This is a genomic window from Aquimarina spongiae (assembly GCF_900141785.1).
GTDB classification, from domain to species: Bacteria; Bacteroidota; Bacteroidia; order Flavobacteriales; family Flavobacteriaceae; genus Aquimarina; species Aquimarina spongiae.
Genome location: NZ_FQYP01000004.1, coordinates 175,436 through 189,593 on the forward strand (window position 1 = coordinate 175,436; position 14,158 = coordinate 189,593).

Consider the following 14,158-nt stretch of genomic DNA (forward strand, 5'->3'; position numbering starts at 1 on the left):
TGTTGAAAGGGTTTTTGGAAAGAAGGATATACTTCTTTAATTATTTAGTAACCGCAACTTGAATTTTGTTACAAAATCCATTTAGATAAATTTATCTTAAAAGCCATCTCCTCTTAAACCATTTGTTATTTTTGCGGAAAATTATTGTAATGTCAGATTTTCATCAACTCACTATAAAACAAGTCATCAAAGAGACTCCAAATGCAGTTTCTATTGCTTTTGAAGTGCCTTCTCATCTCGAAGACACCTACTCTTTTGTACCAGGACAATATCTTACACTCAAAAAAGAGATTGAGGGTAAAGAAGTACGAAGAGCCTATTCTATCTGTAGTTCCTCAAAAAGTAAAGAGCTTAAAGTTGCTATAAAAGCGATAGAAGGCGGTACTTTTTCGGTATTGGCCAATGCCGAACTATCTAAAGATGATGTTTTGGAAGTTCATCCTCCAGAAGGAAATTTTGTACTGAAAACGAATCCTGCATCGAGCAATACTTATGCGGCTTTTGCAGCAGGTAGTGGAATTACTCCTGTGATGAGTATGATCAAATCGGTATTAGAAGAGGAGCCAAACAGTCAATTTGTTTTGGTTTATGGAAATAAAAGTCCTGAGGAAACCATATTTTATAACGAACTATTAGCGCTTCGAGATGCTCATTCTGATCGTTTCTTTATAGAATTTGTCTTTAGCCAAACCAGAGAAGATAACGCTCATTTTGGAAGAATCGAGAAACCTACAGTTAACTACGTACTTAAGAATAAGTTTAAGGAAACTACCTTCGACAACTTTTATCTGTGCGGGCCCGAGGAAATGATCAATACCGTAACCGCTGTTTTGGAAGAAAATGGAATTACCAAAAATCAAATTCATTTTGAACTTTTTACCAGCAGTTCTGAAGCGACAGAAATCGACGCCGATCTAGATGGTAAAACTTCGATCACAGTGATTGTAGACGATGAAGAGTTTACCTTTGTAATGGATCAAAAAAAGACCTTATTAGATGCTGCTCTGGATGAGGATATAGATGCTCCCTATTCTTGTCAGGGAGGGGTTTGTAGCTCATGTGTTTGTAAAATAACTGAAGGTAAAGCTGTGATGGAAAAAAATAGTATCCTTACCGATGGTGAAATTGAGGAAGGATTAGTTTTGGCCTGCCAGGCTCATCCTACTACAGCATCGATCAAAGTTGACTTTGATGATGTGTAATTAATTGCTGATTTATACAAATGAATTCAGTTTTTCTACCACCGTCTTTGGAGGAATAGAATACATCACTTTTTCGTAACCCTCTGGTACTTTATTGCCATAAATAGAAGTAGGTATCTGGTCATACTTTGCCAGGTTAGGTAATATAGCATTTTCTGCTGGTTGTCCAAATGGCATAAAGCCAGCAAATGGATGCGTAACCCCCCATAGGGTAATCGTAGGCACATTATACATAGCCGCTATGTGTGCATTACCGCTATCCATAGACAACATTACATCCAGATTACCAATAAGCTTTAGTTCATCCTCAAATGGTAATTTACCTACTACATTAATCACATTGTTGTATTTGGATGCAATATTGTTTAATATGTCCTTTTCGCGTTTTCCTCCCCCAAATAAGAAAATCTCAAATTGGTTTTCTCGATCCAAAGTTTCAATAACCTCAACCATTAGCTCCAAGGGATAGGTCTTACTCTCGTATTGAGCAAAGGGAGCAATCCCTAACCATTTTTTGGAAGAATTTAAGCTTAACGCCACGATATTGGGTGACAGCGATATTTTTTGAGGAAAACTATGATCATCAATATTTATAGGGAAACCTAACTTTCCAAAAACCTCTGCATAACGTTGATGGGTTGTTTTTAAGGGTTTAAACACTTTGTTTTTGGCACTGGTTAAGGCTTTTTTATCAGTCCTTCCCTTGTCTATTTGTACTACTGGTATCCCACTAAAAGAAAATAGTGTTTTCAATACATTAGAACGAAGAACATTGTGTAAATCAGCAACTGCAGTAATGCCTAATCGACGTAAATCTTTATGCAATCGCGTTAATCCCAAAATCCCCTTATGTTTTCGATCCACTTCTGCGGGATAGACCTCGAGATTGTCAATATCACTAAAAAGAGGTTCGAAGAACTTACGGGTAAGTACGGTTAGCTTAACGTTGGGATACGTAGCTCTAAAGGTTCGTAATACGGGTATCGTCATGGCTATGTCTCCCATAGCAGACAACCGTATTACCAAGATGTTTGTTTCAGGAGTATTACGTATATCTACCTTATTTTTCGCCACGCAATACAGGATTTAGCTCATCGTCATTGTACATTTTCATCTGTTTATAGACTTTCATGTACTTATCTCCTTGCTCAATATCCTTCAGTAATGTGTCTATTGCGGTAGATAAATCTACTTGTTGCTCTAGTAAAATGTCTAACTTTTTCTGACAAGCAGCTTTGTGTGCATCAGAGGCATCAGTCCTCACCGTTTCCTCATGCATATGGTATACCTTCAATGCCAATATCGATAAGCGATCTACACCCCACGCTGGACTTTCGGTATTGATAGTAGCATCCTCTTTTGGAGTCACCGCTTTGTACTCTTCCAAAAAATAACTGTCGATATATTCTACCATATCGGTTCTGTCCTGATTTGAAGCATCAATTTGTCGCTTTAGCTTCAAAGCTGCAACCGGTTCAATTTCAGGATCACGGATGATATCCTCATAATGCCATTGTACGGTATCAATCCAACATTTACGATATAGCAGATGCTCTATAACTTGTGATTTGCTATCATAAGGGTTGCTGAATTCTTGATCTACGCTATCGATAATGTGATATTGATCGATAACTTCCTTAAAAATTTTATTTGCCTTGTCCGTAAACATTGAATCTTTGTATTTCTGAAAATGTGTACAAAGGTATTATAATTTATAATAGAATTATCATCTTAGAACAATAACATCGTAAAAGGAATCAGTAAAAACACCCAAATATTAATTTCTTTGGCCAGCATATTGTAATTCATCTCAAGATACGTAGTCCCCATTATGGCTAAAGGAATACATAAGAAAAACACTTCGGAAGTATTTTTGGCTGGAGCAATTACAGCGATTCCAACGGCAATAACAAGATATGCGATGATCAACCTGAGTACTGGTTTAATATTTGCAGCTTTTCTACTGTATTTGATAAGATAAAGCGCCAAAAAGAACAGAATACAAATAGATAACGTTCCTAATGAAAATAATTGATCTTTGACTAAGTAATTCTGAAAAGACAAGGAAGCTACATCCAAGTACTCCGAATAGTTATAAAAGGAATCATAAAACAATAACGTAAAACAATTTGCAAATAAATAAATGGTAAGCACTCCAATTATCGGAATAATCCAATTTCTATAATTTTTTGAATCAAAATACAGAACACCTACATAGACCAAAACAATAAATGCAATACTCCAAAAATAGGCAAGCGATGCCAGACCGATGCAAAGAGAAGCATTTAAAATCTTGGCTTTAATCTCCTTTTCATTTCGCAACCGAATCACATTTCTAAACCCTACCAAAATAAAACCACTTGCCAACAATACATTGATATCTGTAAGCGCATGAGGCAATACGCCCGTAAGGAAACCATAAATTAAAATGGTGTATGATCCTTTTTCGGTAATATCGTTTCTTTGAAGAATAAAATTTAGCAACAACATAGGCAAAATATAGAAGGCCAGGCCTATGATCAACAGGAATATCTCTTTGGATTCTAGTACTATTCCCTTTTTGTAATGTGCAATTCCATACAAAAGGAACATATATAATGCCACTACAACATAATTAATGGGTTTTGATTTGCTAAAAAAACTTGATAACACTACTATTTTTTATATTTTTGCCAGGAATAAGAAACTAATTATTTTTAATAAAGTTGAACGAATTTATAAAAAGTTTTCAGTTCCTTACTGTTTACTTTTTATAAAGCCTATATAAAACACGTTATGAAAGAATTTTTTGAAGCAATTGAATCTCTTTTTGTCAATGTATTATTCGCACCACTTGATGCTTTAAGAGCCCTTGAATTGGAAAGTTGGACTGCTGCTAATATTATAAACTGGTTGTTCATGCTAATTGGATTTGTCGCTTTTTTCTACTGGATGAAAGAGCTGAAAAAATTTAATGACAACAATGAGGAAAACAGAGACCCTAAGGCTCACTCTTTCTTGAACTAAAGATATTTACTCTATATAAATAAGAAAAGCGCTTGTAGTTACAAGCGCTTTTCTTATTTAGTTCTGCTCAGGATTCTTTATAGATCGAACCCAAGATCTTTTCTATAATACATTTTATCAAAGTGTAGTTTCTCTATGCTTGAGTAAGATTTCTCTAAGGCTTGTTTGAAATCATTATCAAAAGAAGTGATCGCAATTACTCTACCTCCATTAGTTACTACTTTGCCATTTTCAATTTTGGTTCCAGCATGAAAAACGATTGAATCATCTATATTTTCTATTCCTGTAATCTCTTTTCCTTTTTCATAGGCCTCTGGATATCCACCAGAAACTGTCATTACCGTAGTAGCGCTTCTATCGTCAATTTGTAGATCGATCTGATCTAAGGATCCTGCTCCTACATGAGAGAGCAATTCTACCAAATCGGTTTGTAATCTTGGAAGGACTACTTCTGTCTCTGGATCTCCCATTCGCACATTGTATTCTATTACTTTTGGATCATCTCCTACTTTGATTAGGCCAATAAAAATAAATCCTTTGTAATCGATATTTTCTTTAGAAAGCCCTTGTACCGTGGGCTTGATGATTTGTTCTTCTATTTTGCCCATAAACTCCTCGTCTGCAAAAGGTACTGGAGAGATTGCACCCATTCCTCCGGTATTTAATCCTGTATCTCCTTCACCAATACGTTTGTAATCTTTGGCCGTAGGCAGTGTAACATAGTTCTTCCCATCGGTAAGTACAAAAACACTAAGTTCTATCCCGTCTAAAAATTCCTCGATCACAACCGTCTGACTAGCTGCTCCAAATTTTTGATTGGTCAGCATATTATCGAGTTCTGATTTGGCTTCTTCCAGATCTTTAAGAATCAATACTCCTTTTCCTGCTGCCAAACCATCTGCTTTTAATACATATGGAGGAGTTAGGGTTTCCAGAAACTTTTTCCCTTCGTCTACGGTAGCGGCAGTAAAACTCTGATATGCTGCTGTTGGAATATTGTGTCTAAATAAAAACTCTTTGGCGTACTCTTTACTTCCTTCTAATCTAGCTCCTTCTTTTGAAGGTCCAATAACTACAACATTGGCCAATTCAGAATCTTGGGCAAAAAAATCACTTATACCGCGAACCAAAGGGTCTTCTGGGCCTACCACAACCATTGCAATTTCCTCTTTGAGCACTAACTCCTTTATGCTTTCGAAATCGGTTACAGCAATAGGAACATTAGTTGCAATTGAATCGGTACCGGCATTTCCGGGAGCAACAAAAAGACGGCTACATCTTTCACTCTTTGCAATTTTATAGGCAAAGGTATGTTCTCTCCCTCCGGATCCAAGTATTAAGATATTCATGATTAGGTAGCTTAAATTTAAAGCTTCAAAAATAGCGTATTACTGCTTTTCGAACTAATTATTTACCATCATTTTTATGATTTAATGGAGATCTTTGGGGTTCACAGAAAAACGGTTAGTTTCGAATAATTCTACTACTTAAAATACTTCTCTTTTTGAGTAACAAGGGAATAATGATTGAGAAGAACACAATTCCGTTAAATCGAACTAGCATCGATTCAAAAAACAACGAAATAAAAAGGATTAAAAAAACAGAAAATTCATTTTTACTACCCCACATCCTAATGGCTAGTAGTACAAAAATGGTAATCAACACACCAAAACCTAATATTCCCGTCTGTAAAAAAGTTTGTAGAAACTGATTGTGCGCATTGTACTTATTTTCATAATTATGAAAATAGTTAAGTTCTTTATATTTCCGCGTCAATACATCGTTGGTATCTCCAATTCCATATCCAAAAATTGGAGCTTCTTTTATCAAATCTAAACTCGCATTCCAGGTTAACAATCTCGACTTTTCAATGGTAGTAGTGGTAATTCCAAAATCATCCGAAATGCCCGTAACATTTTTATAGAAATTGAACACCCTTGGATTATTCAGAAACACAATCACGCCCAAAAAAAACAATAGTGACATCGTATATTTCTTACTCTTATCAGATATATTAAATATCAATAAAAGGCACATGATCAATAGGATAAGATATGCTGCGATAGAAGCCAGCAGAAATAAATAAAAAAACAATACGAAAACAATGATCACTTGAACTCTAGATTGTAGTTTGTTTTTCAAATAATAGCTAAGTACCAATAAAATGTATAAGGAAACATAGCTTGAATTAATTAACTTGGAGAAATCAGTTCTGATAAAGTAACTCCATCCTTTCATAGTCGCATCAAAGAGACTAGAAACCCCTTCAATTGATGCTTCCAAGAAAAATCCACTTCGTTTAATGTATCCTAAAGTATCATAAATTCCTATGGCAAAATTGATAAAAAAAGAAACCAGAATACCCAGAAGTAAAAAATCGAATAACTTTCTTACCGAAGAAGCATCTTCTTTTACAAAGAGAAAAATTATAGGAAAAAACAACAATGACAGTGACCTTTGCAACAAATTCATTCCATCTTGAATGTTTTCTGTATAGATCATGCTAATAGAAATGATAATAAAATAAATAGGAAAGAGCCATAATACCTTACTATCGGAAAAGAAATTTCTTTTCGTTCTAAAAATATTGATTAAGCCCAGTAAAATGGATATTACAAAAAAGGGAGTAGGTAAATTGATCCCCAAAGGCAATAGAAAAAACGAGATATATAAACTGTTCCAGAAGATGGTTACGATTAGATCTTCTTCATCTCTGTAAAACATTCTGTTTAATCCATATATGACCTCTTTAAATATCATTTTACACAACGATCATCGTTAACCTCTACTCGTTTCCTCGATAAGGTACGCAAAGTCTACGATCTTTTAAGTTTTAGGATGTTTATCTTATGAGGAAATGCTATTAATAAGCTTTTTCCTCTCCTTTAATAGCATTAATAACCGTTAAAACCACAATTTTTATGTCTAATAATAATGACCAGTTTTCTACATAAAAGATATCGTATTTTACTCTATTAATAATATCTTTATTGGTTTCTATTTCGCCTCTAAAACCACTTACTTGAGCTAATCCAGTAATACCCGGTTTTACAAAGTGACGTACCATAAATTTATCAACCTTACTGGCAAATTCCTCATTGTGTTTTACCATATGTGGCCTTGGTCCAACTACCGACATATCTCCCTTCAAAACATTTATAAACTGTGGAAGTTCGTCAATACTTGTTCTGCGTATAAACTTTCCGACCCTTGTAACCCTTGAATCGCCTCTAGTAGCCTGATTAGCACTGTTACTTGGTTTCATTGATCTATATTTATAGCAATAAAATTCTCGATAATCCAATCCATTGCGTCTTTGCTTAAAAAAAACAGGTCCTCTGGATTCTAATTGAATTAGCAATGCAATTAAAGGGGTAAGCCAGGAAAGAATACCAATTAATACTATTAAAGATAGTAGTATATCAAAAGCTCTTTTCGCAAATTTGTTTATAGAATCGTCCAGCGGAATTTCTCTAAAAGAAAGTACAGGAACATATCCATAATAATTAAAAACTAACTTTTTGGTGAAAATATCTTTATTATCCGGAATAAATTTAAGAATTTTCAAGTTGTTATCTGTAAAACTTACAAACTCTCGTAATTGCTTATTAGATAATTCTGCAACAGAACAATACACTTCGTCTATTTCATTTTCAAAAATATAGTTAAAGCAGTTTTCAAGATCAAATTCATCGGTCTTGACATCAAACTTTCTATGAAACTTGTAACCGAATTCAGGTCTACTCCTAAAAATCTCTATAAGTTGATCTGTTTTTTTATTATTTCCAATTACGACTACTCTTCTAATGTTTCCACCAAATACTTTTCTATATCTAGACAACAAGTACAGTAGTACAAATTTTGAAAACGTGACGATTACTATGACCGCTAAAAAGTATTTTCCTATTTCTAATCGACTAACTATGGGCTGTTTAAAAAATCCGATGAAAGCATATAGAATGAGGCCAAAAATTAAAAATTGGCTTATGATTGACGCTAATATTTGAATTACCTTAGAAAATCGTTTTATATCGTAAAACTTATTCTTTATTGATAGAATAATCCATAATATAGATACATAAATAGAAAATAATAAACTCTGGTTTATATTGGTATCAAAAAATGATATGGTAACATTTAGTATGACTAAATCTACTAAACAAAAAAGTGGTTTTATATACCCTGAATATCTGCCTATTTTTGCATTCATATAAAACTATATCATTTTTTTTGGAAATCTCTGTGCTCACTTCTTTGAAGTTCTTCTTTAGAGAGACTTTTAAAGTATGTTATGGTTTTTTTCATCCCATCATGCCTACTTACTCTTGGTTCCCAACCTAATATTTCCTTTGCTTTTGCAATATCTGGTTGTCTTTGAAGTGGATCATTAATTGGTAACGGTTTATATATTATTTTTTGATCAGTTTCGGTAAGCTTAATTATTTCCTCTGCGAAATCTTTTATTGTTATTTCATCAGGGTTTCCAATATTAACAGGGAAGACATAACTACTAAATAACAATCTATAAATTCCTTCTACCAGATCATCAACATAACAAAAGGATCTGGTCTGCATCCCATCACCAAAAATAGTTAGGTCCTCACCTCTTAATGATTGACCTATAAATGCTGGCACAACTCTTCCATCGTTTAAACGCATCCTTGGCCCATAAGTATTAAATATACGTACGATTCTTGTTTCTACACCATGGTAGGTATGATAAGCCATGGTTATCGATTCTTGAAAACGTTTCGCTTCATCATATACTCCTCTTGGTCCGATTGTATTTACATTTCCATAATAATCTTCATTTTGAGGGTGTACCAAAGGATCCCCATACACTTCACTGGTAGATGCAATCAAAATCCGAGCTTTCTTTTCTTTGGCTAAACCTAATAAATTATGAGTCCCTAACGATCCTACTTTTAAAGTCTGAATTGGAATTTTAAGATAATCTATCGGGCTTGCCGGAGAGGCAAAATGAAGAATGTAATCCAATTCTCCAGGGACATGTACAAACTTGGTAACATCATGATGATAAAAATCGAAATTTTCTAGCTTAAAAAGATGTTCAATATTTTTTAAGTCTCCGGTTATCAAATTATCCATCCCGATAACATAAAACCCTTCATTAATAAATCGATCACATAAGTGCGATCCCAAAAAGCCAGCAGCCCCAGTAATTAAAACTCTTTTCATTTTATATCCTTTCTTCCTATTGAATAATATGAAAACCCCTCTTTTTCTATATCATGGAGGTCATATAAATTTCTTCCATCAAAAATTACACTATTTTTCAAAAGCTCTCTAATTGTATTAAAATTAGGTGTTCTGAAAATACTCCACTCTGTACAAATCACAAGAGCATCCGCACCCTCTAGTACATCATACATTGAGTTTGCAAACTCAATTTTGTCACCCATTTTACGGGCAACATTATCCATAGCCTCTGGGTCAAAAGCCTTTACTTTTGCACCATTGGCAAGCAACTCGTTAATCATATCTAATGCAGGTGCTTCCCTAATATCATCGGTTTCGGGTTTAAAAGCCAACCCCCATAAAGCGAAGGTTTTTCCTTTAATATTACTCTCGAAATATGAATTAATCTTGGGTAAAAGTGCTAACTTCTGTTTTTTGTTAACCTTTAGTACAGCCTCCAAAATCTTAAAATCATAGTCTTCGTCCTTTCCAGATTTATGAAGTGCCTTTACATCTTTTGGAAAACAGGAACCCCCGTAGCCTATACCGGGAAACAAAAATCGTTTTCCGATCCTCGAGTCAGTACCCATACCTATACGCACCTTGTCAACATCTGCTCCTACTTTTTCGCAGTAATTAGCCACTTCATTCATAAAGGTAATCTTTGCAGCCAAAAAAGAATTTGCCGCATATTTGGTCAATTCGGCAGATTTCTCATCCATTATAATGATTGGATTACCTGACCTTACAAAAGGTTTATATAATTTCCCCATGAGTTCTGTAGCTCTATCAGAACTAGACCCAATGACTATTCTTTCCGGTTTAAGAAAATCATCAACTGCAAAACCTTCCCTTAAAAATTCAGGATTAGAAACTACATCAAAATCTACCTTCGCATTCTTAGAAATTACCTCATGAACTTTTTCTGCGGTTCCAACCGGAACGGTACTTTTATCGACAATTACTTTATAATCGGTAATTAGTTGTCCTATTTCGTCTGCAACACCCAAAACATACCTCAGATCTGCTGATCCATCTTCATCTTCTGGGGTCGGAAGTGCTAAAAAGATAATATCACCATGATCTAGGCCTTCTTTCAATGAAGTTGTAAACTTCAATCTTTTTGCATTGATATTTCTCTCGAATAATACGTCCAAATGAGGTTCATAAATAGGTACTACACCTTTCCTCATATTCTCAATTTTATTGACGTCGATATCAACACAAATAACTTCGTTTCCAGTTTCAGCCAGACAGGTGCCTGTTACTAAACCTACATAACCCGTTCCTATAACCGATATTTTCATTTACTTCTATATCTTTCTTTAAGTACTAAAAGTACAAATTTCGTATTACCAACTAAATAGCGTTTCCACATTCTTCTTGGCTCTTGAATAAATCTATAAAACCATTCTAATCCAGATTTTTGCATCCAAAGAGGAGCTCTTTTCACTTTACCGGCTACTACATCAAAACTTCCTCCTACTCCCATAATGAAATTTACCTTTGACAAAATTTCTCTGTTCTGATAAAGAAAATTTTCTTTTGTGGGAGAACTAATTGCGACAAAAAGAATATTAGCTCCACTATCCGAGATTTGTTTTGCGATTGTTGTCTCATCTTCCTTATTGAAGTATCCATTGCGATAACCTGCTACAATTTCTGGAGAATACTTTTCAGAATAAATATCAACTACTTTCTTTACAACTTCCTCTTTTGCTCCGAAAAAAAATATTTTATATTGTTTTTCCTCTGCTTTGGAAACTAGATTTTGCATCAGATCAATTCCTGCTACTCTTTCTTTTAGTGGTTTTTTTAAAAATCTTGAAGCCCATACAACCGCTTGTCCATCTGCATTAATTAAATCACTGCTGTTCACGCTTTCCCTTAGTTGGAGGTCACTTTGCATTGAAACAATTTTACCAGCGTTTACAACTACGTGATGAATTTGATTTCCTGTTTTGATAGTATCCTCTATCTCAGAAATCGTATCCTGCATAGACAAATTATCAATAACCGTATTAAGAATATGTATTCTATTTTCCATGTTACTTTTTATAATAATAAGAGAACGCATAAAACATCCATGCCTGGGCCCATCTTATGTAAGGTATTTTGGAATTAAACAATTTCTTTTTTTGATAATAAAAATACCCCTTACTTGACTGCATATTATTAATAGTCCATTCTAAAACTCTATCCACTAAAGCAATATTCTCTTTGAGAACATCCAACTTACTTAACGTAACTACTAGTTGTGCAGGTGCATGAACATCTATTGGATATATCGAGTCGTTATAGTACTTTGAAATACCTTCTTCTGTAAAAAAAGTTTCCAAATAATACGTAAGTCCTTTGGTGATATGCTCTGAAAATGTATTATCTCCAGACATTTTTTGATAGGTATAAATACACTCCAGATTGTATCCCGTATGAAAATTATCCACCCACTGATGATAAGGCAAAGTACTATATGACCAAGCCCCGTTTTCTTTTTGAAAATTACACGCATATCTCACCGCCTTTTCTGCTTCATTCAACAAAGCTTTGTCCTGTGTATATTCGTATACCTGGCTTAAAAGCTTCGCTCCGAGTAATGAGGCATTGAAAACTTGAGTTTTATCTAATGGAGAATAGGAAAAAGAAAAATTTCCCTGGTTGTCATAGGTTCGATTCAAATCATTTAGAATAAATTTTGATGCATCTATGGCTGTATCCAGATAAACTTGATTCTTGGTAATCTTAAAGGCATCAATGAGAGCGCTTGCGATAAAAGTAGTAGCCACCACTGTTGGAGTACCTTTGGGTTGAAAAAACGCACGAGCTTGCCAATCAAAATTATATCCCCAACAAGCTCCAGAATACCCTGGGCTTTTTAACTCCAATAATTGATCCGAAAGTTTAATTATCTTCTGAAGATATTCTTCTTTAGGCTCCAAATTATAAAGGTTACAGTACCCTGTTACAAAAAGCCCCAATCCCTTTGGGTTATATCCCTTTTCTACGATCGTTACCCCTCTAAGATTAATCGGGTTTCTTTTAAACAATTGAATCCAGGCAAGTCTAATAAACCTGCTTTTTGAAAACCCAGGAATTGCCTGAAAAACTTTACTGTTCAATCCATCATAAGGATCCCAACCTTTAAAGTTTTCTTTTTCACAATACGATTTTAGCTTTTCAAAACTATCTTTGAATTTATTCATTTCTATTGGTTCGAAACTTTTAATAAACAGATAACAATAAAAAATTACTCGATGTATTCATATCTATACTCTTTGCCATCGTCAAATATTTTTGATATAACCCTATTTTGAGTATCACTTTCATAAGAATCTATAGTAAAGGCAGTTGAACCTCTTCTTATAACCCTTTTAACTTCTAATCCATAATCCTTTTCCCAAATACCATATTCTACCCGAAAATCATTCACATTATGATTAAATTCACTCTCCACATTATTTAGAGTTTCTGTAGGATCAACATTTTTTTTAGAAATCAAGTAACCTCTACTATCATAATCTAAATCGAAAATCCCAGTAAGATAATAGCTCATACCAACACCATTAACTGTTAATTTTCTTGGTTTTTCATCAACAAAATCAGAATATTCTTCAGTGTCTGAAAAATCACCTCCACAAGTTATATCGATAAAGGTCTTTTTGATTAATAGTCCTTCATCGTTGTATTTGAATCCTTCAGAAATGCATTGATTTCTGTAGGATTCAATCTTTATTCCCTTCGGAGTATCTATCCATAAATAGGAGCTAGTACCTCCATTCGTTCCTGGATTAGTCTGATACTTCAAATAACCATTTTCATCATATTCGTAGTCCGAAGTTGATGCAATCCAAAGTGAATAATAATCCTCTCTAAATGCAATTGTTGTACTTCTAATTTCTCTCCTCATCAAATGATCATCAAAAAAATAATAAACATCAGTGCGCCCATTATTCTTTTTTACGACCACCTTATTATTAAAATTAGACACTACTTTGGCGTTCTTAAATGATTTTAATACTTCTCCTTCATATAGTACATCAAAAGAAACCTCTGGATCTTTAATGATAGAATAACTTTTAATACTGATATTAAAAAAATCTTCAAATGGTTTAATCAAAATAATTAAATCATTATTTGTAGCATTGGAAATACTTAAATCATCTATAGAAAAATCTGCAAAGACACTGTTATTATTGAAAACCTTAAAATTATGACCCAGATAATAGTCAAAAACGACCTCATCGCCAACAAGAGTATTTTCTTCATCATCATTTCTTAAGGATAATATTTGTTCTGAAAAAAGAGAGCCTGAAACCTCAAAAGAAGCTAAGTCCAGATACTTGATGGTAAAAGAAAAATCTTGACTTACACTTGCATCGGTTTGAAATGATAAAGAGAAGGTTGAGGTATTCATATCATAAACCTTATTAATAACTACATTTTCATTAGAATTATCAATAATATGTATATCCTCTTTCTCGTAATTTTCAATGTCGTTTATGGTAATTATATATGTTGCCTCTTTTGAAAGATCAAGAGTATTAGAGGTATACACTTCTCCATTTAACTTTAAAGAATACTCAATGTCCTCGGTATCATCTTTACTGCACGCCAAAAAGATCAATATTAAAGCCAATGCAAAAAGCTTCATAATTGAAATTCTATTTAAAACTTCAAAATCAATTCCTCGATTCATTCTTATCAATTCATTATTAATTGGCATATCCAAATAACCAACTCCGCTAATCTTA

General features: G+C 33.9%; 13 protein-coding genes. 2 read left to right on the forward strand and 11 right to left on the reverse strand.

Annotated elements, in window-relative coordinates:
• Positions 1-149 precede the first annotated feature (149 nt).
• Positions 150-1,202: a ferredoxin--NADP reductase gene (locus BUE24_RS10535; protein ID WP_073315980.1), complete on the forward strand. Its 1,053-nt coding sequence runs from the start codon at positions 150-152 to the stop codon at positions 1,200-1,202.
• A gap of 12 nt (positions 1,203-1,214) precedes the next feature.
• Here BUE24_RS10535 and BUE24_RS10540 read toward each other — a convergent pair whose 3' ends face one another.
• The 3 genes from BUE24_RS10540 to BUE24_RS10550 all read right to left on the reverse strand — a co-directional run bounded on the left by BUE24_RS10540 (position 1,215) and on the right by BUE24_RS10550 (position 3,854).
• Positions 1,215-2,276, reverse strand: a complete 1,062-nt coding sequence (locus BUE24_RS10540; protein WP_244548139.1) for a glycosyltransferase family 9 protein — start codon at positions 2,274-2,276, stop codon at positions 1,215-1,217.
• Positions 2,263-2,871 (reverse strand): DUF4254 domain-containing protein, encoded by a 609-nt coding sequence (locus BUE24_RS10545; RefSeq protein ID WP_073315982.1) that lies wholly within the window; start codon positions 2,869-2,871, stop codon positions 2,263-2,265. The genes BUE24_RS10540 and BUE24_RS10545 overlap by 14 nt, the downstream gene beginning before the upstream one ends.
• Before the next feature lie 62 nt (positions 2,872-2,933).
• Positions 2,934-3,854 (reverse strand): DUF6427 family protein, encoded by a 921-nt coding sequence (locus BUE24_RS10550; protein WP_425290161.1) that lies wholly within the window; start codon positions 3,852-3,854, stop codon positions 2,934-2,936.
• Between the two features lie 123 nt (positions 3,855-3,977).
• Here BUE24_RS10550 and BUE24_RS10555 point away from each other — a divergent pair, with 123 nt between their 5' ends.
• On the forward strand, positions 3,978-4,208 hold the full coding sequence (locus BUE24_RS10555; RefSeq protein ID WP_073315984.1) for a DUF6341 family protein: 231 nt from the start codon (positions 3,978-3,980) through the stop codon (positions 4,206-4,208).
• Between the two features lie 77 nt (positions 4,209-4,285).
• Here the strand turns inward: BUE24_RS10555 and purD are convergent, their stop codons facing one another.
• The 8 genes from purD to BUE24_RS10595 form a co-directional block, all read right to left on the reverse strand.
• Complete coding sequence (purD, locus tag BUE24_RS10560; protein ID WP_073315985.1) at positions 4,286-5,557, reverse strand: phosphoribosylamine--glycine ligase; 1,272 nt, start codon at positions 5,555-5,557, stop codon at positions 4,286-4,288.
• Between the two features lie 115 nt (positions 5,558-5,672).
• Positions 5,673-6,968: an O-antigen ligase family protein gene (locus tag BUE24_RS10565; RefSeq protein ID WP_084549487.1), complete on the reverse strand. Its 1,296-nt coding sequence runs from the start codon at positions 6,966-6,968 to the stop codon at positions 5,673-5,675.
• Between the two features lie 103 nt (positions 6,969-7,071).
• A complete protein-coding gene (locus tag BUE24_RS10570; protein WP_073315987.1) occupies positions 7,072-8,418 on the reverse strand; it encodes an undecaprenyl-phosphate glucose phosphotransferase in 1,347 nt (448 codons plus the stop codon).
• Between the two features lie 11 nt (positions 8,419-8,429).
• Complete coding sequence (locus BUE24_RS10575) at positions 8,430-9,407, reverse strand: UDP-glucuronic acid decarboxylase family protein (protein WP_073315988.1); 978 nt, start codon at positions 9,405-9,407, stop codon at positions 8,430-8,432.
• Complete coding sequence (locus BUE24_RS10580; RefSeq protein ID WP_073315989.1) at positions 9,404-10,714, reverse strand: UDP-glucose dehydrogenase family protein; 1,311 nt, start codon at positions 10,712-10,714, stop codon at positions 9,404-9,406. Before BUE24_RS10580 ends, BUE24_RS10575 begins: the two co-directional genes overlap by 4 nt.
• Positions 10,711-11,454 carry a WecB/TagA/CpsF family glycosyltransferase gene (locus tag BUE24_RS10585; protein ID WP_073315990.1) on the reverse strand — a complete coding sequence of 248 codons (744 nt, stop codon included), beginning with the start codon at positions 11,452-11,454 and terminating at the stop codon, positions 10,711-10,713. Before BUE24_RS10585 ends, BUE24_RS10580 begins: the two co-directional genes overlap by 4 nt.
• A gap of 1 nt (position 11,455) precedes the next feature.
• Positions 11,456-12,610: a glycoside hydrolase family protein gene (locus BUE24_RS10590; protein ID WP_073315991.1), complete on the reverse strand. Its 1,155-nt coding sequence runs from the start codon at positions 12,608-12,610 to the stop codon at positions 11,456-11,458.
• Between the two features lie 44 nt (positions 12,611-12,654).
• Complete coding sequence (locus BUE24_RS10595) at positions 12,655-14,103, reverse strand: hypothetical protein (protein ID WP_073315992.1); 1,449 nt, start codon at positions 14,101-14,103, stop codon at positions 12,655-12,657.
• Between the last annotated feature and the right edge of the window lie 55 nt (positions 14,104-14,158).